The organism is Psychrobacter sp. Pi2-52, from assembly GCF_904846705.1.
Classification (GTDB): domain Bacteria; phylum Pseudomonadota; class Gammaproteobacteria; order Pseudomonadales; family Moraxellaceae; genus Psychrobacter.
This window is the reverse complement of sequence record NZ_CAJHBS010000012.1, coordinates 78026-102606: the sequence shown is the minus strand read 5'-3', so window position 1 is coordinate 102606 and position 24581 is coordinate 78026. Positions and strand designations below refer to the sequence as shown.

At 42.5% G+C, this 24581-nt stretch carries 20 protein-coding genes; 16 read left to right on the top strand and 4 right to left on the bottom strand.

Annotated elements, in window-relative coordinates; translation table 11 throughout:
- The first annotated feature begins 457 nt into the window (after window positions 1-457).
- From JMY00_RS08215 to JMY00_RS08170, 10 genes are all read left to right on the top strand, one after another.
- Window positions 458-955 carry a peroxiredoxin gene (locus JMY00_RS08215; RefSeq protein ID WP_201579801.1) on the top strand — a complete coding sequence of 166 codons (498 nt, stop codon included), beginning with the start codon at window positions 458-460 and terminating at the stop codon, window positions 953-955.
- 118 nt (window positions 956-1073) lie between these two features.
- Window positions 1074-2564 (top strand): dihydrolipoyl dehydrogenase, encoded by a 1491-nt coding sequence (locus JMY00_RS08210; RefSeq protein WP_201579800.1) that lies wholly within the window; start codon window positions 1074-1076, stop codon window positions 2562-2564.
- A gap of 160 nt (window positions 2565-2724) precedes the next feature.
- Window positions 2725-3909 carry a mechanosensitive ion channel family protein gene (locus JMY00_RS08205; protein WP_240990703.1) on the top strand — a complete coding sequence of 395 codons (1185 nt, stop codon included), beginning with the start codon at window positions 2725-2727 and terminating at the stop codon, window positions 3907-3909.
- Window positions 3910-4059: 150 nt separating this feature from the next.
- On the top strand, window positions 4060-6366 hold the full coding sequence (gene rlmKL / locus JMY00_RS08200; protein WP_201579798.1) for a bifunctional 23S rRNA (guanine(2069)-N(7))-methyltransferase RlmK/23S rRNA (guanine(2445)-N(2))-methyltransferase RlmL: 2307 nt from the start codon (window positions 4060-4062) through the stop codon (window positions 6364-6366).
- Between the two features lie 277 nt (window positions 6367-6643).
- The gene (locus JMY00_RS08195; protein WP_057760825.1) at window positions 6644-7219 is read left to right on the top strand and encodes a TerD family protein; all 576 of its coding nucleotides are present in this window, start codon (window positions 6644-6646) and stop codon (window positions 7217-7219) included.
- Window positions 7220-7446: 227 nt separating this feature from the next.
- Window positions 7447-8514, top strand: a complete 1068-nt coding sequence (locus JMY00_RS08190) for a DUF475 domain-containing protein (RefSeq protein WP_057760827.1) — start codon at window positions 7447-7449, stop codon at window positions 8512-8514.
- A gap of 247 nt (window positions 8515-8761) precedes the next feature.
- Complete coding sequence (locus JMY00_RS08185; RefSeq protein WP_201579797.1) at window positions 8762-9682, top strand: glutaminase; 921 nt, start codon at window positions 8762-8764, stop codon at window positions 9680-9682.
- Between the two features lie 454 nt (window positions 9683-10136).
- Window positions 10137-10712: a TerD family protein gene (locus tag JMY00_RS08180; protein WP_057760832.1), complete on the top strand. Its 576-nt coding sequence runs from the start codon at window positions 10137-10139 to the stop codon at window positions 10710-10712.
- 205 nt (window positions 10713-10917) lie between these two features.
- Window positions 10918-11670: a TIGR00266 family protein gene (locus tag JMY00_RS08175; RefSeq protein WP_201579796.1), complete on the top strand. Its 753-nt coding sequence runs from the start codon at window positions 10918-10920 to the stop codon at window positions 11668-11670.
- Window positions 11671-11746: 76 nt separating this feature from the next.
- A complete protein-coding gene (locus JMY00_RS08170) occupies window positions 11747-12355 on the top strand; it encodes a TerD family protein (protein ID WP_201579795.1) in 609 nt (202 codons plus the stop codon).
- 121 nt (window positions 12356-12476) lie between these two features.
- Here the strand turns inward: JMY00_RS08170 and JMY00_RS08165 are convergent, their stop codons facing one another.
- Window positions 12477-13751: a TerD family protein gene (locus tag JMY00_RS08165; RefSeq protein ID WP_201579794.1), complete on the bottom strand. Its 1275-nt coding sequence runs from the start codon at window positions 13749-13751 to the stop codon at window positions 12477-12479.
- A 288-nt stretch (window positions 13752-14039) separates the two neighbouring features.
- On the opposite strand from JMY00_RS08165, the gene JMY00_RS08160 reads away from it, so the two are divergent.
- Complete coding sequence (locus tag JMY00_RS08160) at window positions 14040-15179, top strand: ATP-grasp domain-containing protein (protein ID WP_201579793.1); 1140 nt, start codon at window positions 14040-14042, stop codon at window positions 15177-15179.
- Between the two features lie 127 nt (window positions 15180-15306).
- Here JMY00_RS08160 and JMY00_RS08155 read toward each other — a convergent pair whose 3' ends face one another.
- Both JMY00_RS08155 and JMY00_RS08150 read right to left on the bottom strand, forming a co-directional pair.
- Window positions 15307-16047, bottom strand: a complete 741-nt coding sequence (locus JMY00_RS08155; RefSeq protein ID WP_201579792.1) for an MHYT domain-containing protein — start codon at window positions 16045-16047, stop codon at window positions 15307-15309.
- A 122-nt stretch (window positions 16048-16169) separates the two neighbouring features.
- Entirely contained in the window at window positions 16170-16877 is a 708-nt protein-coding gene (locus JMY00_RS08150; RefSeq protein WP_201579791.1) for a hypothetical protein, read from the bottom strand.
- Window positions 16878-17599: 722 nt separating this feature from the next.
- Here JMY00_RS08150 and JMY00_RS08145 point away from each other — a divergent pair.
- The 5 genes from JMY00_RS08145 (at window position 17600) to JMY00_RS08125 (ending at window position 23436) form a co-directional block, all read left to right on the top strand.
- On the top strand, window positions 17600-18826 hold the full coding sequence (locus tag JMY00_RS08145) for a serine protease (RefSeq protein ID WP_201579790.1): 1227 nt from the start codon (window positions 17600-17602) through the stop codon (window positions 18824-18826).
- A 43-nt stretch (window positions 18827-18869) separates the two neighbouring features.
- Window positions 18870-20186: a phosphoribosyltransferase domain-containing protein gene (locus tag JMY00_RS08140; RefSeq protein ID WP_201579789.1), complete on the top strand. Its 1317-nt coding sequence runs from the start codon at window positions 18870-18872 to the stop codon at window positions 20184-20186.
- A gap of 42 nt (window positions 20187-20228) precedes the next feature.
- Window positions 20229-21059, top strand: a complete 831-nt coding sequence (locus tag JMY00_RS08135) for an HAD hydrolase family protein (RefSeq protein WP_201579788.1) — start codon at window positions 20229-20231, stop codon at window positions 21057-21059.
- 65 nt (window positions 21060-21124) lie between these two features.
- Window positions 21125-22306 (top strand): cysteine protease StiP domain-containing protein, encoded by a 1182-nt coding sequence (locus JMY00_RS08130; protein ID WP_201579787.1) that lies wholly within the window; start codon window positions 21125-21127, stop codon window positions 22304-22306.
- Between the two features lie 65 nt (window positions 22307-22371).
- Window positions 22372-23436 (top strand): HpcH/HpaI aldolase/citrate lyase family protein, encoded by a 1065-nt coding sequence (locus tag JMY00_RS08125; protein WP_227511148.1) that lies wholly within the window; start codon window positions 22372-22374, stop codon window positions 23434-23436.
- Window positions 23437-23590: 154 nt separating this feature from the next.
- Here JMY00_RS08125 and JMY00_RS08120 read toward each other — a convergent pair whose 3' ends face one another.
- Window positions 23591-24403 (bottom strand): alpha/beta fold hydrolase, encoded by an 813-nt coding sequence (locus JMY00_RS08120; RefSeq protein WP_201579786.1) that lies wholly within the window; start codon window positions 24401-24403, stop codon window positions 23591-23593.
- Between the last annotated feature and the right edge of the window lie 178 nt (window positions 24404-24581).

The window sequence follows — 24581 nt, the reverse complement described above, 5'->3', positions numbered from 1 at the left end:
TAGGATTCTCCTGCTGATGTATTCTAGCAGTTACTCTCTATTTATGAGTGTTCTTATTTATTGGGGGGATTACCAATGAACCCTTAAGAAATGCTGATTGCATGGCAAAGCTAAATGTTCTTGAAATGATTTACATGAGAATGGTGATAGATTGAAAGCTACGCACAAGATAAAAAAGACCCATCAAGCTTATCTTACGTGAAAAAAATGCAAAAAGACCTGCAACAATGCACGGTTGGTTTGGATTTAAAGCAGCCACAAAAACCTGCTTAAAGCACGTAAAAGATATTTGCTGCAAATACAAAAGACTGGCCATTGCCAGTCTTTTTTGTTGCCAATGAATGGGCAAAGTGTAAAACTGATTATTTATTTCTACTAATCTGCCTATAATAAGAACACTATAAATAGAACCATCATTAAGCCAATACACATAACTAAAACTAATAAGGATTTTACAATGGCTAAGCCAACGACAGAAACCATTCACCTGCCTGATTTTCCAGTAACTATAGTACGCAAGCTTGCTGGCAATTTTATTCATGATGAAATCAATTTAAAAGAAATGGTCGCTAATACTGATAAAGGCTTGATTTTATATTTTTATCCCAAAGACAATACGCCAGGCTGCACTACACAAGCAACAGAGTTTACCTCGCACCTTCATGATTTTGACGAATTGGGCTACGACATTATCGGCGTCTCTCGTGACAGCGTTGAATCTCATGAAAAATTTATCGACAAATATGACTTACAGATTCCACTCATCAGTGACGCTGATGAAAAGCTATGCCAGTATTTTGATGTTATCAAAGAAAAAAATATGTACGGCAAAGTTACGCTAGGCCTTGTACGTTCGGCATTTGTATTCAATAAAAACAGTGAGCTGACTCATGCCCAGCGTAACCTACCTGCCAAAGACTATACCAGTCGTTTACTGACTATATTGGCGCCGTAATCACTGGTTCTGTAATTAAATCAGTATTGATCATAAGAACAATAAAAACCGAATAAAAAATATAAGCCAAGCATTCAGTCTATCACTGAATATAACTTTGCCCCTATTAGAGAATAATATGAATAAACAATCTGACACGACCACCGACGATACGCCGAAAGAAGTCACGCGCAAAGTATCTGTCGCTATTATTGGCGCGGGTACCGCAGGTCAAAACGCTTTTCGCCAAGCGAGTAAAATCAAAGATGACGTGGTCATTATTAATGAAGGGTTTTGGACCACGACCTGTATTGCGGTCGGCTGTATGCCTAGTAAGCTGTTAATTGCAGCTGCTGATCGCGCACATGATGCCAATCATTCTGCTGAATTTGGTATCCATGCGACCGCGCAAATCGATGGCAAACGAGTCATGGAGCGTGTACGTGACGAACGCAGTCATTTTGCTAGCTACATTAAAAAACAAGTAGACAGTTGGCCTGATCATAAGAAAATCGACGGTCGTGCTCGTATCAATGAGCAAGGGCTAATCGAGGTCAATGATGAGCTGATTGCTGCTGAGCAAATCATTGTCGCCACAGGTAGCTCGCCGTTTATTCCTGATGGGTGGGCGGATAAGCTTGGTGATACCATGCTCACTTCTGATAGTGTCTTTGAGCTTGAAGACTTACCAAAGACTATGGCTGTCGTCGGTGCTGGTGCTATTGGTCTAGAGCTTGCGCAAGCATTTACACGTTTAGGTGTGGAAGTTACGCTATTGAATCGCGTCAAACAAGTGGCTGGTCTAAAAGATGATGATATCAATAATAAAGCGATCGATTGCTTAGGTCATGAATTGACCATGCATCTAGGCAGCGAAATTACCGATGTAGGAACAAAAGCAGATGAAGGTAATAAAAGTGCGTTTATCAAATATGAAGACAGTGCTGGTGAGTCTCAGCAATGGCAAGGCGAGTACGTCTTAGTTGCTACTGGTCGTCGCAACAATATTAAGCAGCTAGGTGTCGAAAACTTAGGTGTTGAGCTAGACGATAAGAACCGTCCAAAAGATTTAAGTAAAAAAACAGGTCAGATTGGCGACTTAAACGTCTATATCGTTGGTGATGCCAATGCTAATATTCCGTTATTGCATGTGGCCAGCGATGAAGGCTATAGTGCAGGTAGTATGGTCTGCGAAAATACAGAAGCGGCCTATATTCGCCCACCTGCGACGCCGTTTTCTATCGTATTTTGCTCACCGCAAATCGTCAATGTTGGTATGTCGCTACCAGAGATTCAAAAAGATTCAGAACTCGAATTTGTTATCGGTAGTGTGAGCTTTGATAATCAAGGACGTAGCCGTGTGATGGGTGTCAACTGCGGCTTACTACATATCTATGGCTGCAAAAAGACAGACAGAATTTTAGGCGCCAGTATGGTCGGTCCTGATGCTGAATATATCGGTCATATACTTGCTACAGCGATTACCAATGATTTGAGCATCAAAGATATGCTCGACACCCCTTTTTATCATCCGACGATACTAGAGGGACTACGTACGGCGTTACGTGATGTGCAGTACAAAATGGAGATACCTTTCCAATCTCTAGATACCCAAAAGGATAATTCTTAATCGACCCTTTAGCTAAGTCCTTAAGTCAGTAATGCCTTTAAATTAATAGTAACTAGTCTTAACTGTTGCTTTATTTGATTGCTTTGGCGACTTGAGGTAATTTATAAATAGATATTCGTTTACAACTTTTTGTACAAACACATCCTGCATGGACGAAAAAATGCCAATCGCTAGTGTTACCGACTTTTTTAAAGAGATCATTCGCGACTTACATACTAGCCTATATCTTGCTCTCGGCGGATCTATAGATGAAGAGTCGCTCAATTGGTCTTCTCAAGCAGTAGAGCTTGCTAGCACTGGCATAAAGATCCTAATACTGCTTGCGGTATTGGGATTTTTTTATTGGTTGGCCAATTATATTCTCAAGCAAAGCAGAGCCAAAATTCGTTTAAATGATCGCCGTACCAAGATTGCACGCTCAACGCTACGTTACGTTTGGATTGTCGCCAGTCTGATAGCGATCATGAGTCAGATAAATTTTGAACCAGAAACCATCAAGGCTACAGCAAAAGCAAGTACGTGGGCTGGTATCTACTACGTACTGTGGGCGTCGTCTGGTCAGATTATTCATAAAGTCCTACAGCATTATGGACTCAATGCCTCGATAGAGCAGCTGCTCAAAAATATCTTGTCGGTACTCCTATTGGTACTTGGGCTTGCCAGCGTGATGGCACAATTTGGTTTTGATATCGTATCGTTAGTTGCAGGTTTGGGTATTGTCGGTTTAGCTGTCGGTTTCGCTGCTCAATCGACGCTTGCCAACTTTATCGCCGGTATCACTATTTTGCTGGAGCAGTCGTTTCAAGTTGGGGACTGGATTCATATCAATGATAATGAGGGACGCGTGGTGCTTATTGCCTTGCGCACCACTCATATCCTCACTCGAGACAACATCACTGTCATTATCCCAAACTCTAACGTTGCCTCCTCCGAGGTAATTAACCTGACTTCCAAGAACTTTATACGTTTTGATATTCGCGTACGTATCGCATTCGAAGATGATATAGAAACAGCTCGCAAGGAAATTTTGCAAGTACTTAGCGATACCGATGCGGTGCTTAATCGTCCTGAGACCTCAGCGACCGTGGCAGAAATTGGCGAGTACGGGGTGTTCTTTATCGTACGTTTTTGGGTCAAACCAGCAGCCGTGGCACGTATACCTAAAATTAAAGAAGTGCTGCAAGAAGAAATTAAAATTGCATTTGATGCGGCTAATATCTCTACGCCCTATCCGCATATGCGACTGCTAATGCCAAAGGATGTTGACTACCCTATTGCGACCAAGCCCTTTGCAACCACCACTCAAATCGTTCCAGAGGAATTACCACTGACGAAGGGTAAGTAGAGAATTTATTTTCACGTATTTGACTATCACATCTTAAAATCTTAAACACGGCTACTTTGAACCATCCTACTGTGAATTATGGTAAAATTGCCGGTTACACCGATTATCTTATTATTTGCTTTTTTGTCAATTTAGCCCACAGGTACCCGTATGACCGAACAAACCGCGCCCGCATCTCTAACAGCAGCTTCACCAGAGTTGTCGCTTGATCTTATTATTACCTGTGCCGATGGGCTTGAGGCACCACTGCAGACTGAGCTAACCAGCTTTGGCATTGACAGCGAAATCAAAAGTACCGGCCGTCTAGCCGTAACTGGCGGCTTACGTGAGCTATATACTATCTGCCTATGGTCACGCGTGGCCTCGCGGGTATTGATGCTGATTAAACGTAAAAACATCAATGCAGAATACGATGTTGCAGAGCAGCTATACGGCTTGGCAAAATCGGTCAATTGGACTGAGCAGTTTAGCCTAGAGCAAACCTTTGCTATTCGTCTGTCTGTCGATAAGCGTGTCGCTGTCAGTCAGCAATTTGCCATGCTACGTATCAAAGATGCGATTGCCGATACCTTTAACGAAGTTTACGATAGCCGTCCTAACGTCGACAGCAAAAATCCAGACTTCTCTGTTTTTGCAACCATAAATGACAAGCAAGCCGAGCTATATCTAGATTTATCTGGTACAAGTTTGCATCGCCGTGGTTATCGCGTGGCCATGACAGAAGCACCACTAAAAGAAAACTTGGCAGCCGCCCTGCTCTATAGCGCTGGTTGGCACAAGAAAAATGAAGCGGGCGATGCACCTTTCTATAATGCGTTAATCGACCCAATGTGCGGCTCTGGAACGTTCCTTATCGAAGCGCTATTGATGCATTGTGACTATGCTGTGGGTATCGACAAAGCTGCCAATCAATTTGGTTTTTACCAGTGGCAGTATCATGATGAGACGCTATGGCAAGAGATGATTGATGATGCTCAAACGCGTTTCCGTGAAGCATTAGAGATTGCCAACGAGCAGCCTGATACGTTGCCGCTTATGTTGGGCTTTGATGCTGATAGTGGTGCGATTCTTGCCACAGAGAAAAACCTTATTGCCGCAGGTTTACAAGACCTTTTACCGCTACTCGATATCGAACATCGTGCGCTTGACCAACTCAGCAACGTGCTCAAGCCATTGGTCAATGATGGTCGATTGAGCAATCCTTTGGTCATTACCAACCCACCGTATGGTGAGCGTTTGGGTGATGAAGAAATGATTAAGCCGTTGTATCAAGCGATTGGGCTAATATTGCAAGACAGCTTTGCCGGTAGTGGCATTGACCCGATGCTTGGCATATTGGCCTCTCATGTTGAACAAGTAGATATTCTACCGATAAAAGAACCAAAAACGTTACGCTGTCATAATGGTGCCATCACTGTCTATTTCCGCTACGGAACGCTCATCGCTGGGCAAACGGGCAATCTTGTTAGTCGTTTTGAGAAACGCGAGATTGAAGTAGAAGAGGGTCAAGACTTCATTAATCGTCTGCAAAAAAACCTTGCTAAGCTTAAGAAACTGGCCAAAAAAGACAATGTAAGCAATATTCGTGTATACGATGCTGATTTACCTGATTTTAAAGTCGCGATTGATTTATATGGTGATTATGCGCATGTGCAAGAATATGCACCACCAAAGACCATCCCACCTGAGACCGCAAAGAAACGCTTTAACTTAGCATTGATGGGTATCCGTGAAGTCTTTGATATTAACCGTGAGCAGATCTTTATCAAAACGCGTGCCCGTCAGTCTGGCAACGATCAGTACAGCAAACAGAACACCACAGAAAAACGTGGCAAGTTTCATGTTGCGCGCGAAGATGGTGCCTACCTGTATGTCAACTTTACAGATTATTTAGATACTGGTCTGTTTATCGATCACCGTAATATGCGTGCTCGTATCAAAGATAACAGTCGCGGTAAAGCAGTACTTAACCTGTTCGCTTATACTTGTACCGCAAGTGTGCATGCAGCGCTTGCTGGTGCGAAAAAAGTCACTAGCGTCGATTTGTCACAGAACTATCTAGATTGGGGCAAACAAAACTTTGTCTTGAACGGTTTGGACGTTAGCCGAAATAAATACCAATTCGTTGCTGCCGATATCTTTGAGTGGATTAAAGACAATACCGAACAGTTCGATGTTATCTTTATTGATCCGCCGACTTTCTCAAACTCTAAAAAATTCCAAGGTACTTTTGATGTGCAACGTGATCATGCTGCATTGATTAATCGTGCCATGAACCGCCTCACCTCTGATGGCGTCTTGTACTTTTCTAACAACTTTACGCGTTTTGAATTAGATGAGCAGTTGACTCAGCGTTATGACATCATTGATATTACGCAAAAAACCATTGGCTTTGATTTCAATATCAAAAAGCCGATTCATCAAAGCTTTGAGATTCGTCATCGTCAAAGTCTATAACTCGAAGTTTTAAATTTACAGTTTAGAATCTAAAGTCCGTAAACAAGATTTTGATAAATAAAGTTGTAGATTTATAAGGTAATATAAGTACCTGAAACTTCTGTTTTTTGCCGAATGTATATGAAATATAACAATGGCCCAATCAGCTTTGATTGGGTCATTTTTTGTTGCTATGATAGAGCGTTACTAGGCGATGGATTTGCGCAGTTATTGCGTAAGCATCGCCTTTTTTCGATAACCTCATAAACCACTAACATCTAATAAAAAGGATAACATCATGGCTTTATCACTTAATAAAGGCGGTAATTTATCGCTAACGAAAACTGACCCAAATTTGACCAAGTTACTTATCGGTCTTGGTTGGGATGAGCGTGCCACTTCTGGTGCTGAGTTCGATCTTGATGCTAGCGTGTTTTTGCTAAATGGCGCAGGTAAAGTGCGCGGCGATCATGACTTTATCTTTTATAATCAGCTGAAGTCTGACAATGGCGCTGTCGAGCATACTGGTGACAACCGTACTGGCGAAGGCGACGGTGATGATGAGGTTATTAAAGTAAATCTCACTCAAGTACCTGCTGATGTAGATAAAGTAGTCGTGACAGTGACTATCCATGACGCTGCTGCTCGTAGCCAGAACTTTGGTCAGGTCGCCAATGCCTTTATCCGTGTTGTTAATGAAGAAACAGGCACTGAAGTCGTACGTTTTGATTTAGCAGAAGACTACTCTGTAGAGACAGCGATGGTGTTTGGCGAAGTATATCGTCACAATGGCGAATGGAAATTCCGCGCTGTTGGTCAAGGCTATTCAGGCGGCTTGCAAGCGATGTGTCAGCAATACGGTGTCGATATTTAAAACCATTATTTACTGGTATTTAGTCTGTTATTAGTCACCGTCATCACGTCCAAAATAGCAAACCGCCATCGTTGCAAATAGTCACAATTTTTAATGGCCAAATGACTAGTAATGCTTTACGTTTCGTTTAAAATTATGCATAAAAAGTGGTTAGTAATAACCGCTTTTTTGCGGTTCATGCCTATACTAGGTAGACCTTAGCTTTACGCAACCATACAGGATGTGTCATGAGACATTTTTATTTAGACTTTATTTTCACCGCAATTGCTTTGGCAATAGCAGCATGGTGGGGATATTCACATGGCGGTATGGGTGGCATGATAGCCACTCTTTCTATTACCGCTATTTTGGCCGTCATGGAGATTTCATTATCTTTTGATAATGCGGTGGTCAATGCTTCAGTCCTTAAGGGCTGGGACGAATTTTGGAAAAAGATATTTTTAACCGTTGGTATCCTAATCGCAGTATTTGGTATGCGATTGGTCTTCCCTATTGTCATCGTCGCGGTTACTGCCGACCTTGGTATGATGGAAGTCATCAACTTGGCTTTATATAGCCCTGAAGAGTACTCGGCAAGACTGATGGCCCACCATGCGGAAATCTCAGCATTTGGTGGTATTTTCTTACTATTGGTATTCTTGAACTTTATTTTTGATGACAAAGAAGTACATTGGTTTGACTGGCTTGAAAGCCGTTTAGCCAAGCTAGGCAAAGTCGATGCCATGAGCGTATTTGTAGCGCTTATCGTCTTGATGATTGCGGTATCGTGGGCTAATGCAGAGCAGTCAAGCGCTGTCCTAATCGCAGGTGTTTGGGGTATCTTGGTTTATTTGGGCGTACAGGTTGTATCAGGTATGCTTGAGGGTGATCTGGAAGAAGACCTAGAGAACGAAGAGAATGGTTCGGGCGCTGCGGCGACCAGTGCGATTATGAAAGGCGGTATCATTGGTTTCTTATACTTAGAAGTCCTAGATGCTTCATTCAGTTTCGATGGTGTGATTGGCGCATTTGCAATTACCAATGACGTGATTGTTATCATGTTAGGTCTTGCGATTGGTGCGATGTTCGTACGTTCTATGACTATTTTCTTGGTAGACAAAGGTACGCTTGACGAGTTCATCTATCTTGAGCACGGCGCACATTATGCCATCGGCGCATTGGCACTGATTATGCTATTGTCAGTGAAGTTCCATGTACCAGAGATTATCACTGGTCTGATTGGTATTGCCTTTATTGGTTGGGCGCTGCTAGCGTCACTTCAGCATCGTAAAGCTGAGAAAGCAAGCCTAAACTAAGGCATGTTCTCAGTGTAGTCTGTATTTAGTTATACATCTAAGCAGGTCATATCATCAGGTATGGCCTGCTTTTTTTCATACTGTTTTTGCCACCCTATCAGGTCATATCGAAGTCCCAAAATATCGAAATAACCGATAATTGAGACAATCAATGGTTAAAGTTACGTTTGCCCTGTTACTATTACCCTATCTTCAGTTAAAATCCTCATCCTTAAATAACTTGTCGAAATAAGATCCTATAAACGATATGCAAAAAATTCTTGATGATATTGCCGCAGAGATGGCAAGAGAAACTGACCGCGGCAAAGTCGCAGATTATATCCCGCAATTGGCTCATATTGATTCTAATCAGTTCGGTATAGCTGTAGCGACTCCTGATGGGCATATGTATGCAGCAGGTGATGCCAGTACACTGTTTTCGATCCAAAGTATCTCTAAGGTATTTACCTTGACCATTGGTCTTGGCAAGCTAGGCGATACACTTTGGACACACGTCGGACGCGAACCATCTGGCGATCCTTTTAATTCAATTGTGATGCTCGAGCACGAGTCTGGCCGACCGCGCAACCCATTTATCAATGCTGGTGCCATTGCCGTGGTGGATGCTATTATGATGGGGCATAAACCTAAAGAAACACTGGGTGAAATCCTGCAGTTTGTTCACCTCATTGCAGATGATGAGTCAATTCGCTTTGATCATAAAGTAGCGGCTTCTGAGATGGCGCACAAGGACCGAAATGCCTCTCTGGCGCACTTTATGAAATCCTTTGGTCGTTTAAAACACGATGTGGATAATGTATTGGGTACGTATTTTCATCAGTGCTCAATTGCAATGAACTGTCAACAGCTGGCCAGTGCCGGTCTTTATTTAGTGTCTAACGGAGTTGATAAGCACTCAGGAGTAAGTGTAATCAATGAAAAACGAGCACGCCGTATTAACTCATTGATGATGATGTGTGGTCATTATGATGGTTCTGGCGAATTTGCTTACCGTGTGGGCTTACCAGGCAAAAGTGGTGTTGGTGGCGGTATTTTGACGATAGCACCTGGTAAAGGTTCTATCGCTGTCTGGTCACCAGGGCTTGATCATGTAGGTAACTCTAAGCTTGGACTAAAAGCACTAGAGCGCTTCGTACAAAAAACTGGCTGGTCGGTTTTTGCAGAATAAGATATACATGTCTATTTGTCTAAATAGGTTTTTTATATAATGCCAAGCTCTCATACTAGCTGCGAAGCATACCTAAGCCATGAGTTGGTTTGTTCTAAGCCTATATAGTCAGTCGGTGCTTTTTAAAGCGATTGTTTTATCTAAGCTACCTTTGTGCTAAATCCCTTTTGTATGAAACATTACTTTTCATAACAATATCTTAACGACTATTGCTAAGTTGATTAAAAATTATCAAAGATACAGAAGTATTATGTCCCTTAGTAAGCATATAGTAAGCGCACAAAATACGCCTTGCTTAGTGAGCAAACGCTTAGTATAGTAAAACCTAATGATATGCAGGGCATAGCGTACAGGTAAGTTTTTATTATTTGCTCTGAGATATCAGTCACTGCACAACTTTTAGTTTATTTTTTATCAATCAATCCACTTAACTATTAATCCAAAGGATATTTGTATGGCTATTAGCTTAACAAAAGGCGGCAACGTAAACTTATCAAAAGAAGCGCCAGGTTTAACCAACATTACAGTCGGTCTAGGCTGGGATCCACGTGCCACTGACGGCCAAGAGTTTGATTTAGATGCAATCGGTTTCTTGATTAACGAAGCAGGCAAAGTCCGTAACGACCAAGATTTTATCTTTTTCAATAACCTAAAATCGGACAACGGCGCTGTTGAGCATACTGGTGATAACCGTACTGGCGAAGGCGATGGCGATGATGAGAAAATCAAAATCAATCTTGCGAGCATTCCAGCTGACGTCAACAAAGTAGCTATCTGTGCCATCATTTATGAAGGCCAAGCGCGTAACCAAAACTTCGGTCAAGTTGGTGATGCTTATATCCGCGTCGTAAACGACAATGGCGAATCTGAAATCGCTCGTTATGACTTATCAGAAGATGGCAGCACTGAAACAGCGATGATCTTTGGCGAATTATATCGTCACAGCGGTGATTGGAAATTCCGTGCTGTCGGTCAAGGTTTCAGCGGTGGTCTTGGACCATTAGCAGCCTCTTATGGCGTAAATGTTTAACGTTAGAACCAACGTAAACGTTTAGCAAGCCAATTATCATAATCAGACGTCTGGTTATGATCTAATAAGCCATCAAGTGTGCCCCTTTAACGCATTTGATGGCTTTAAATTTAATTGGCTTATCATAAAAGCTATAGAGTACCTAAAAGCACACGCACACATTAAGAGCATTTAACAAAGATATTAGAATAAGGATTTGCAAGCCATGGCCGCAACATTCAGTTTAATCGGTACTATTGAACCTTTTTTGCATTGTAATCTTAAAAAAGGTGATTCAATTTATTGCGAAGCCAATGCGATGGTGATGATAGAGTCCAATCTTGAGCTGAAAGGTAAGCTACAAGGTGGCCTGATGCAGTCACTGATGCGCCGCTTTGCAAACGATGAATCGTTGTTCCAACAGCAGATTGAAGCGGTTAATGGTGAAGGCGACTGTCTGCTTGCGCCCACGCTCGATGGTGATATGCAAATCATAGAGGTTGGTAAGCAGCAGTATACATTGAGTGATGGTGCGTTTGTCGCGGCCCAAACTGGCGTCGATATCAGAGCCAATATTCAGCGCAACTTAGGCGGTGCAGTGTTTGGTGATACAGGCGGCTTTATGGTGATGCAGACTCAAGGCCAAGGTCAAGTCGTGGTATCTGGTTTTGGCTCGTTGTTTGAAATTGATGTCACACCAGACAAAGACGTCATCATTGATAATGGTCATGTAGTCTGCTGGGATTCGAATCTTGAATACAAGTTGTCAGTTTCGACCAGTAAGAAAAAAGGCATCATGAGCAATATTATTAACTCCGTCACCAGTGGCGAAGGTATGGTTCTGAACTTCTCAGGAAGTGGCAAAGTCATTATTTGCTCGCGCAATCGTGACAGTTATCAAGGTTGGATACAAAGTGTCCTAGGTAGTAGCTCAGGCGGACGTGGTGGCGGTGGTGGCTTTTTAGACAATATCTTATAGCACCTTTCGCAATTTTTAACTCTCTTTAGCGTTATTTTTAAACAGTTTTACTCACAATTATTATAAGGATACTCACATGGCAGTTAGTCTTCAAAAAGGTCAAAAAATCTCCCTAAGCAAAGAAGCTGGTGGCGAGCTGGCTCAAGTTAAATTGGGTCTAGGTTGGGATGTTGCTCAAGGGCCACAAGATAAAAAAGGTGGCTTCTTAGGAAAATTATTCGGCGGCGGTTCTGGCGGCGATTCTATCGATTTAGATGCTTCATGCATTATGTTTGATGCTAATAAGCAAGCGGTCGATGCCATTTGGTTTAGTCAGCTAAAATCGAAAGACGGCAGTATCGTGCATACTGGTGATAACCGTACTGGCGACGGTGATGGTGATGATGAAGTCATCAACGTCGATCTCTCAAGAGTACCTGCTAATGTGGTTTCATTGGTATTTACGGTCAATAGCTTTACTGGTCAAACGTTTGAGACCGTAGAAAATGCGTTTTGCCGTATCGTTAATGCCAATAACAATAGTGAAGTAGCACGTTATAACTTATCTGCCCAAGGTGGACACACAGCAATGGTAATGGCAAAGGTTTATCGTCATAACAATGAATGGAAAATGCATGCGATTGGCGAGACAGCTTCTGGCCGCACCTTCCACGACTTAATGCCTGCTATCACACCGCATGCATAATTGACTTGAGACTTTAACTGGATTATTACCAATCTAGTTAAATAGTTTATTTCAAAAGAGAGCGGCCCATCTATCAATAGCTGGGCCGCTCTTTTATATTTATTACTTATAATTAAGAATACTATTTACGTCCACGCTTCCAACTAAAGCCCCAGTTAAACGCTTTGTCCATTTCTTGGTGACCTTTGAAGTATTGGTTGATACGCTCAACATTGATACTGCCTTGCTGATTGACCAAACGGGCAATGGCACACATTGGTAGATTGCCCGCACCTTCGGTCAAACGTGTCTCAATCGGTGATTGCTCTGGTACATGGATAGTTACAACCCCATCGGTTTTTTCCCAGTTAGGTGCGCCTTCGTAAATAAACGCAAAGATAAATACCTCTTCAATCTGCGCCCATTGCTGACCATTGATATCCAGCCATTCACCGCCACTGACCTGCCCCGTTCTATCATCCGCACGTAGGCAAACATAAGGCGCTGACTGTAAACTACCAAAACGATTACCTAACGCTTGAATAAGGGTTTTTTCACCATTTTTTAGATGAATCATAGCGCCGACATCTAAATCGATACCGCTTGATTGATGCTGCTTAAACAGATCTCCCAGTATGCCTTTTTTAGGTGTTGATTTATCACTTTGGGGGCGTTGATTCCAATCTAAATTGACCGAAATTTTGCCAAAATCATCACGTTTTTTAAGATTAATGCTAGATTGGTTTTTAGTTAACGTTATCTTACTTAAGTTAATCGAAGGACTTACAGGGATTGGTGGCGGGTTGTTGGCTTGAGACGTGCTGCTTGCTTTTTGCGTATTGATTGGTCGCTGAGTGTTGATAGGTTGAGGTTGGCTTTGTGCAGGGTTATGATTTTGGGCAGGCGCTTCATCAGCAATTTCCACACCAAAATGCTCAGATAAAGGTTTTAACCCTCCCTCAAAACCTTGGGCGATAAAACGAAATTTCCAGTTTCCTTGTCTGCGATAGCATTCAGCCAATATAATAGCTTTTTCGTTACGTCCAGCGCTACTCAGTTGACAGGTCATCAGCACCTGACTGCCCTGTAAGACTTGAATATCCACATCGCCAACTTGCGACAATGTTTGCGAACTAGAGAACGCTAGGGCAATTTTCTCGATACTTGCAGGCTGTGCAGACAAATTGACATCAAAAAACCCATCACTGTCATGACCACGGAAGCTAACGCTACCATCATCGCTACGTGTCTGACCATAAAATATCATGTCACCATCACCGCGTACTTTTCCGTCATTAGTCAGGCGATAAGCGGCACAATCGATGGCATTTTGGCTTAAAATACGAATGCTAATATTGTCAGTTGGTAGTGGTGCATTGGCACCTGCAATTAGTTTTTGAGGTTGATTTTGACTCATCATACGTCCCTTAGATTATTTATTATGCTGTTGTCATTGTCATGCTGACTGTCGTCATATAGTAGCATGGATATTATGAATTTTTTGAACCAGACAATCGCGATATAAGCGCTAAAGTCATCCTTACAAATCCCTGTGACTATTTTATTAGAGGCGTTTATAACGCATATCATTTGTATATAATACGTCCTATTAAACCGTATACCTTTGCTAATATTACTACTAGATTTGCAGTAGCAATATTGACTTGCCCATTCCCCTACACCTAATGATAACGCTGAGAGAATTATGAATAATCTTGCTGACAATAGTAACCCTTCAATGCCAGTAGCGGCGTGGTTAGCTGAAGGTCAATCTAGCCAGCGTGATATGTTGGAGAGCTTACAAAGTCTAAAGAGCAAATCAAATCACCCTTTTCAAGTTATTGCCTCACATCGTCATGATAGGCCTGAGATTTTCGAATTCGCCGATATGGCTTATCGTGAGCCATCTAATTCAGCTGTGAATACTGATGCCCAGACGACTAGCGAACCTGCTATACCACGTTGGCAGTTCGTATTGGAGCAAGCTCAAAAGCATAACGTAAAAGTACTACTGACTGGACGCAATGGTATCGATTATGAAGTGCATCGTGAGAAATTTGACGCTGCTGGTATTCGCTTATTGACGGGCGCAACCAGCGTAACAGCACTAGAATCAATCGATGATAAATTTGCTTTTATGCAGCATTGTCACACTCATAATATCCCAGTGGCAGACGCATGGCGTTTTGATAATACGGCGGAGCTTGAGGCTTTACTCACCGAGCATGGTGACCAACCTCTATGTGTCAAACCTGTTGTCGGTATTTTTGCCCAAGGGTTTTGGCGACTAGACACGGGTAAAGCAGATAGTACTACGTACGATAGCTTTGAGCACTTATACTTCACTGAAGAGAAAAAAATCAATACAGCTCAATTTGTGAATGCCTATGCTAACAGCCAAATGGTACATGAGCGCCCTATTCCAATGCTGCTCATGCCTTATCTATCTGGGCAAGAATACTCTATCGATGTAGCCTGTGAATATGGTGAAGTCCTAGCTGCTGTCACTCGTCATAAAACCGGAAAAATACAACACGTTGGTTATGAGCAGTCTGTCATGGATGTCGTAATCCCACTGATTAGGGCTTTTGGCTGTGATGGCATCGTCAGTGTACAAACTAAGGCTGATGATAGCGGTCAGCACCGTGTTCTTGAGATCAATAGTCGTCCATCAGGTGGTATTGGTTATACATCTCATAGTGGGATTGATTTGACGCAAGTCGGATTTTCTTATTGGTTGGGGTTATCAGAGAGACCTAACTTAGAGACCAATATTCAGCATATTGAACCATGCCAAGTACGCTCTATTATGATGAGTGTGAAAATTGAAAAGGGTGATGAATAAATAGTCTGCTAAGCATGCACGTGGTTAGCAAATGATTTGAATAGGCATAAAAAAGGTTTTTAGATTAATATCTAAAAACCCTTTTTTATTTTCACTTTCAATTGGTATTAAAAACGAGCGTTTAAAATTACTCGCCAAATGCTAGTGTCGCTTGCTTAGGTGCATTTTTAGAAGCGATGACCCATAGTAAGCTTAATACAATTGCTGAACCGATGAAGATCGTAATTGATGAAGAAATAGCACCTGCATGCGTATAATCCATAGACATCGAATGATCCGTCATCGTCATTTCCATCGCGGCTATACCAGTGTAATGCATACCACAAACTGCAAGACCCATGATGAAGGCACTACCAAAACGCTGTAATGTACCACGTAGATTGAATGCCAACCATAGCGCAGCGATAGCAGCTGCAATAGCAATCACAATCGATAGGATAAGCAGCGGTATATTGTATGACATGATAGCGTCCATTTGCATAGAAGCCATACCAGTATAATGCATGGCTGCAACACCTAGCCCAGTAAGCACACCGCCACCGATTAACTTAGCAACGCTTGGTTCACCACGACCTACGATAACAATACCAACTGCAACGAAACAAATCGCGAGTAGCATTGAGACAATTGTTAGCCCTAAGTCATAAGTCACAGGCATCTTCATATCTACAGCCATCATACCGATATAATGCATAGACCAAATCGCACCACCGATAGCAATCGATGATAGCGCTACCCAAAAATACAAATCTGTTCCTGGCTTGGCAGAAGGTACTCGAATGGCAAGGTTTAAGCCAACATAAGAACCAAATACTGCAATGGCGTATGAGACCAACACCAAAAGTAAGTTATATTCAACTTCCATCATTTTTTTGCCTTTTATCTATCATAAGAATTGAGTCAAATAACGTTACTTTTATTGCAACACGGTGCGTCATTCACTCGTTGATTTTTTTGCATAGACATGAAATTATCTACACACAGTTTTTCTTACCCAATGGTAAATTCACAAATATTGGTACTACCGGCGCCGCAGTTAGTCTCTTCAACTTGAACCACATCTATAGCAGGGTTGCTTGCCAAAAAGCCTTCTATATAGCCCACAATAAAATGGCATCCTGAGTGAGTATGATCTGACGACTTACAGAATGGACATTTGATTAAATAGATCACATTGTTTTTTGCTTTAACTTTAGACAGGCTTTTTAGTGCTGGCACAAGCTCACGAGTGATCGTAGTAGGCATCTTCAGTGGACTACCAAGTGAATAATCACGTTGGTAAATACCCCCGCCAACCTTACGACCCAACTCCTGCAATGCCGTCACACGTCGCTCAATAGGTAAACTATCTTCATACTGACTGACAATATCTGCTATTTTAGGGTAATAAGCACCGATGGCTGATAAGACGCTTTTCTCATCCAATGTCTTTTTTGCAGGAGCAGCTGACGAGCCGCCCTCTTCATCGATTTCTAGATTAAAAAGCGTACAGCCTTCAATTGAAGACAAGTCATCGATTAGATCTGCTTGCGTTTTAGAGCCTAGGCTTCTTGCGATCACATGGATGATATTACCACCATTCTCTGAAGCCTCTTGTCTTTGGGAGACCAGCTGATAACCTGCTTTGATAAGCGGCGAAATAACATTGACCAGACGAATACGTTCAGAAGACGTTTCTAATGCACAAGAGAATTTCACAGAGCACTCCTTTTCTTAAAATACTGCTACGCTTTCTTATATCAAGCCATCTAGATAAGCTAATGTGAATAACGTCTCAAAGGTCCGACCAACTGGCTTTCTCACAATATAAAAGATATGCAGACATCAACCATATGATAGTTTTTATATATCTTTTATATTATAAGAAATGAACTATATTCAGTAGATGAAACTTCGATTTTTATAGTTATTAGGCATATAAGCGCTCTAACCACTAGAAATTCATTAATCGAGAAACAGCAATAAGCTTGAAAATAAGATTAGAATTAATAGGTTTAAATCAAATACTATTTTTAAACTTTACAGATAACACTTGGTCACAGTAGAGTTACTAAATAGCAATAGATTTTGATTGTATTATCACTGGAATTTGGTTTTGTAGCAATACACTACATGGCTTTGTCCGATAAGTGGCTACATTAACCGACAAATGGCTAGACTATAAAACCTCATCATTATTTTCTAAAAGGAATTAATTATTAAAAGGGATTTTGAAACTATTTAAACCTATATATCTTGATATATCTATTATGCAATTAATCTTAATTGTTTATTAAAACATCCATTAGCATTTTTTCTTTTTGGAATGGTAGGTTTAAAACAAAATCAAAACCCTTTATATAGTCAGACTTTAGTCTCAAAGATAAAATCATTAAACAATAAAAATAATTATAATTGCGCAAATAAACTAAGGAAATGTGATGTCGAAGCAAGTCGAATTAGTACTAGGAGCCAATACGGTTATCGAAAATCCAAAATGTTCGATCGCATTTTCTACTACTAAACCATTGGGATTTGGACAGCAGCTTGGACTATTGTGGTTGCCATTAGATACCCATCGTAAAGCCGTTTATAGTCCTGCTTATTTACATGAGTCTAAAGACTGGGCTCAGCTCGATAGCAAGGATAATCCAAGCGCATGGCAGTTAGATTTACCCCAGTTATTTGATAAAAATAATGTTAGTTTCTTACAACTGATTGCTTATGTTTATCATGAGCCAAGCCTAAACTTGCCAGCGGTAGAGTTGAACGACGTAAGCCTCACGCTCAATAATGGAGATATTCGCTATAACTTCGCAACAAACGATCGGCATGTCAAAGCGGCGATTATATTAGAAATATATCAGCGTAATGAACAGTTTAAATGTCGAGCGCTTGGCGAAGCATCAACCCAAGGCTTAGCGAGCCTTGAACATCATGTACAGGTTAGTCTGGATATTCGTCCACCTAGCACACATACACTTATTCAAGAAGCACAACAGCAGCAGCGTACTCAACCAAACAATGAAGCTCGCCCTCCCCGTCATGTACAAGCAGGCGAGACTTGGACAGGAACAGCGTTTGCTATTGATCCCTATCATCTGCTGACCTGCTATCATGTGATTGAGTCAGCAGCAATGATTGGCATACGTCAGCAAGGTCAGCCTGATCGCGAGGCACAAGTTGTACTCAGCGATATCGGAAGCGATTCAGCTATTATTAGAGTTAGCGATCCTTTACCTAGCTACCTCCCATTGGCGCAGCAGTGTGTCGATATATTGGGTGAGACCATTACCACACTAGGGTTTCCGTTATCAGGACTGAGTAGCCAACTGCAAGTCACTCAAGGCTGTATATCAGGATTGACAGGTTTAAATAACGATATCCGTCATATGCAATTCACCGCACCCATTCAGCCCGGTTCTAGTGGTAGTCCTTTATTATTGCCGACTGGAGAGGTCGTCGGCATGGTCACATCCAGTCTGGTTCATGAACATGCACAAAATATGAACTATGCGGTGAAATTTCAGTTATTATCTGCCCTACTGGCGAGTGCTGGTATCAGTTTGAAGAACACGACTGATTTGACCAGTGCTGCGCCTCTTACAACACCTCAGCTAAGTAAGCAAAGTCGCAGTGCCTTATGGCTGGTTGGCTGTCAGGGTTAAGAAATCTACGACGATATATAAATAAAAGCGCCAAGGAATATGAATGTTAAATGAGCAACACAGTACGACCATCACCCTACCCCGTGGTACGCTAGATCTGACTTATCAAACCAACTCAGCCACCAATAAATCAGCCACTAATAAAAATGGCGTAGAACAACACGCCCATTATCAGTTAGAGGATTTGCTTGGATTTGCCCAGCGTATTAATCCAAAGCGTGCGTTTCTGTTTGTCTCAAAAGTGCTAGGTCGTCATATTCCCGTTGCGCCAAGTACTATGAGAGAGGCATTTACTGATTTGGCTGATTTAGTGCCTAATAACTTACCTGAGCCAGTTCTAGTCATTGGTATGGCAGAGACCGCGGTAGGTCTATCTGCTGGTGTCCATCAAGCGCTACAAACGCGCTATCCTCAAGCCCTGCTATTGAACTCTACGCGTCATGCACAGCACGATGAGAGTAGTGATCCGAATGGTACCAACTCCTTGCTGACGACATTTTGTGAAGACCACAGTCATGCTAGCCAACATTTAATTTATCAGAGCAAAGATAGCGTTACTCAAGCGCAGCTACTGGCCAGTAAAACACTGATTATGGTCGATGATGAAGCCTCAACGGGTAATACCTGCGTTAATGTCGTCACTGCGCTGCGTGAAGCAGGACTGACACAATTAGAGCAAGTGCATCTAACAACACTGGTCGATTGGTCATTAGATCAAGAGAAACCTAATCTACAGTCAGATGCTAAGCCTGCACGTATGGCGGATCGTCTCGCTGGTATTGAGTTTCATCGACATCATTTACTGTCTGGCGCATGGCAATGGACAGATGCCCCCAACCCTGAACCCATTACGATGCCATCAGTTGATACTACTGCCGCTGGTAGTCAGGCGCTCGGTGATACGGGCAACTGGGGGCGTTTTCCAACGCTAGACAGTACAGAAGGTTTTGCTAACTATCTTTCAGGTTTTCAGACTGCATTTACGCGCTTCGATGGCCAAGAAAACTTTGATGTTACTCAGCTACCAAAAAGAATCTTAGTATTGGGTAGCAATGAGTTTGTTTGGTTGCCATTTTTATTGGCTGAATGGCTTGAAATAGAGTCTAAAAAACTGAGCGGAGATACAGCGTCCATGGTTAATTTTAGCGCATTAACCCGTTCACCGATTGCGCTTGGTGGAGCGATTAACACGATGCTGAGCTTTAGCGATAATTACGGGCTTGGTATGACCAATTTTGCTTATAACGTTGAGCCTAGTGATTGGGATTTGATTGTATTGTGTATAGAAACATCAGCTGATAGCGTGGATGCTATGTGGCGGGGTTTGGATAACGTGCTGGTGGTGAGCCCTAGTCTTTAAATTGCTCTCTAACTTTCAAACCTATTATTTACGGACGACGCCATGACTACCTCATTTTTTAAAGCCAACCCAGACATTATTAAGCCTTATGCCTTGATGGATTTGGACGACACGCTATTCCAAACCCAGCGTAAAATTGACGCATGGGATTTGCCCACTACTGAGCCTGAGACTTTGGTTTGTGCGACGGTCAATAAACAAGACGAACCACTGAGTTTTATGAGTCAGCGCCAAGCAACCTTTTTTAATTGGCTACTTGCCAGCACCGAATTAGTTGTAGTAACGGCGCGGGATCGTAGTGAAATAAAACGCGTTAAGCTGCCCTTTAACAGTTGGCAAGTATTGACTCATGGGGCGATTGTTTTAACGTCTGATGGAGCGCTGCTGAGCAGTTGGCAGCAGCATATGTATAGCAAACTTGCGCCATTGCAAGATAAGCTTAATAAGTTAAGTCAGTTGTTTGCCAGTCATAGTCAAAGCGAGCAAAGTCATTTAGTATTCACACCGCATATCGATAGCTTTAACAATGGTTCTGATGATGAAGAGCTAACCATTTATCTGGCTATCAAACATGCACAGAAAGATCATCAAGCGCTCGTAGATTTAGCTGAGAAACTGCCCACTTTGATACGTGATTTTGATCAAGATTTCTATGTACATGTGAACGCTAATAACTTAGCGATATTGCCTCATGCGGTGCATAAGCGTCATGCGGTACAGTTTTTATTAGAGCATCATTTAGACCATCAGCGTCCCAGTTTTGGCTTTGGTGATAGCTTAGCTGACCTGCCTTTCTTGCAGTTATTGGACTGGTACGGTATGCCCAATCATGGCCAACTGCATGAGCAATACCAGTCTAAATCGTCAGGCTAGACCGTCAGTTTAAACTGCAGCCACGCAAATCCACTGTTATCATCACGAGTGCTATTATTCATACTATGACTTTACCTAATATACAGATAAAAAGAGCGGCTCTGCAAAACTATGGCTCAGGTAGTTATCTTGCAAGCGATGTCACTGTCCTACTCGATATGGTAGATAAAGACGCAGTTGCCGATGTGCCCGTCAGTCAAAAAGAAGCGCTTATCCAAAGCGGACAACGCCATTACTCTGACATGCTGACTTTAGAGCAAGCACCTACTGCAATGCATGAGCAACTATACATACAGGCATTAGAGCAAGGCTCAACAAGGACAGCGACTGATATCGCTCATTTGTCTCATACGCTACATCATATTTTTCAGCAGAATGTGAATGATGAGCATCCACTGATTTTGGTCAGCTTGGTGCGAGCTGGTCTGCCAATTGGGGTGTTATTGCAGCGTGCGCTGTCGGATACAGACAGTAGCTATCACCTGCCAAGTATACATTATGGCATCAGTATCATTCGTGATCGTGGTCTTGATCCAGTGGCCCTGCAAATGCTACTAGAGGCTTATCCAAACAGTCCGATTGTCTTCGTCGATGGCTGGACAGGTAAAGGGGCCATCTATCAAGAGTTGGCTCGTAGTCTAGAGAAGTTTAGTGATTCTACCCATGTTAATTTTGCCAACATTTTCCATCAAGGCGCTGACGTCATTCCGCTACTGACTCTCGCCGATCCAGCTAGCGTTGCTTGGCTTGCGGCAAGTGAAGAAGACTGGTTAATCCCATCGGGTTTGTTGAATAGCACTGTATCGGGATTAATTTCACGTAGCTTGTATACAGAGCCGTCATCAGGCCTACATCGCAGTGTCTTTTATGATGATTTAATTGAGGTAGATCACAGCTTGGCATTTATTGATCATATCGATGCAGCGAGACGATCATTGGCTACTACTCCAGCGCGTTTACCGACTTACCAGCAGCCACGCTACCAGACTGCGGCGTTGATAGAGACGTTGGCCGCAGACTATAAGATTATCAATCGTAACCGTATTAAGCCGACTATTGCTGAGGCAACACGTGCCATATTACGCCGTGATCCAGAGCGTATATTGCTCGCCACTGCTGAGCACCCTGATACCGTACTGCTACGCCACTTATGTGCGCAACGAAATATCACTATCAGTGTATTAGGTGATAAAATACTGCCTTATCAAGCCATCACGCTTATCAAGCAGCGCTCCCAAGACACTTAATACATTTAACGGTATTAAATACTTTCTTTTTCGTTCTCTTATACTCTCTACTTATGATGCCAATTATGTCAGATATGCTAAAAACCGAGTCAGACCTTTACAATGATACCCAATCTTATGCGCATCTGATCACTGAGCGTCATGCGATGGTCAAACCGCACACGCACCATCCATATCAGCTCGGTGCTAGCTTATACATGCCTGCGACTCGCCAAGATATTTGGCAAGTCATCAAGCGAGATAAATTACCGACGATTAATAGTATTATTATCTGTCTAGAGGATGCGGTCAGTCAGCAGGATGTTGAGTTAGCGCTTGAGCGTTTGCGCACCCTGCTCGATACATGGGCTGAGCATGTGAATAGCATTAATGCGCCATCTAAATCGGCGAAAATTCATGCTCAGCACCCGACACGTCCACTAGTCTTTATACGTCCACGTAGCCCGATGATGCTACAGCAACTGGCTGACTATACCCATATCGATCTTATCGATGGTTTCGTTATGCCAAAAGTCGATATGTATAGCCTATCTAACTGGCGCATGGCTTGTCAGAACCTAAAAGTAGATCAACTACTTATGCCGACGCTCGAAACCGCCGCGCTGTTTAACCCACATCACAATCAAGAGCTGGCCATTGCTTTTAAAGAAGCCTTTAGTCAACCAGTTTTTGCGCTACGTATCGGTGGTAATGACTTATTCGCAGCATTGCGCTTACGTCGCCCAAAAAACAGTATTGTCTATGACTCGCCTATCGGTACTTTGGCTTATCAAATGCTTGGCTGTTTTGTGCCGCATGGTTTTTATCTTACCGCGCCAGTATTTGAGTACTTGGATCAGCCGACGCTGTTTATGCAAGAGCTGAATCGAGATGTCAGCTTAGGGATGGTGGGCAAAACTGTCATTCATCCAAGTCAAATCGCCCTAGTACAGCAAGCTTATTGCGTACCACTGAGTACATTGGATGAAGCGCAAGCGATCCTTCACTCTGAGGCCAAAGCGGTATTTAAGTACAATAATACGATGCTAGAGCCTGCGACGCACCGTGCTTGGGCAACTGAAATTGTTAATCGTGCAGAAGCCTTTGGAACCATTGATGATGGACATAGCCAGTACAGCTCACGAATGTAACTTTCATCGCTAATACAGATAACTGTCTGTCATTTAACAACTTGCACCATACAAAAAGCCGCTATCAAATAATAGGTAGCGGCTTTTTTATGTAGATATCTGCTTAGGTTTTTCTATAAATATGAGGCTTTAAAGCTCTCGCACAGCAGCTACATTAAGCACAACTTTCTAAAAACTGACGGAGTACTTGGTTCACTTGATCAGGCTCTTCTACTGTCGATGTATGACCCGCACCTTTGATAATAGCAAGCTTAGACCCAGCGATAGCAAAATGCATGCGTTCAGACTTGGCATAAGGCGTGGCGGCATCTTCATCACCTACCACAATCAGTGTTGGCGTTGTAATCTCACTTAATTGCTCATAAGTACCTGTACGCTCAATCACGCCCATTGTTGCTTTGACCACGCCACCCTTGCGATTACTTTGTAGCATCGTTAGCCACTGCTTACGGTCAGATTTACGCAGCTTATCTGCCAGAAACGTACTACCAAACATGATTGGCATCACTTTGTTACTCACACGCTTCATACCTAACCAGCGAATCGCTTTCACCAGCTTGCGATACTGAGGGATGTTTTTTGGATCTTCAGGGTCAGCAGAAGTTTCTAACAGCGTCAATGACAACAACAACTCAGGGCGTTTGAGCGCAATACGTTGAGCCACGAACCCGCCCATAGATAGCCCAACAAAATGACATTTATCAATACCAAGCGCTGCAAGTAAGCCAAGTGTATCTTCAGTCAGCGTCTCCATATCATAGCCAGACTTAGTAACCTGCGACTGACCCTGCCCGCGAAAATCAAAAGCAATACAACGGTAGTCTGTTTGAAAGTGCTCTACTTGCTTATCATACATCTGTGAGCTCCACAGTAGACCATGAGCAAATACGATAACAGGCTTTTGTGTGTCATTCGGTGCGCTGTCTTCGTAATAAATATCAGCGTTATTTACAGTGATAGTTGGCATAACCACATCCTTGTTTGATCAATGAAAAGTTCGAGCGTACCCTTGTGTCTTTTACGACTCTTTTACGCTCAACCTGGCATATTAGCATAATCCATTAGCCCCTTAGGTCATAGCCTTTTTACGAGCCAGTCGTTTTGTCCCATTAGCTAGCATCAGCTTTTACGATAAAATAGTGAAG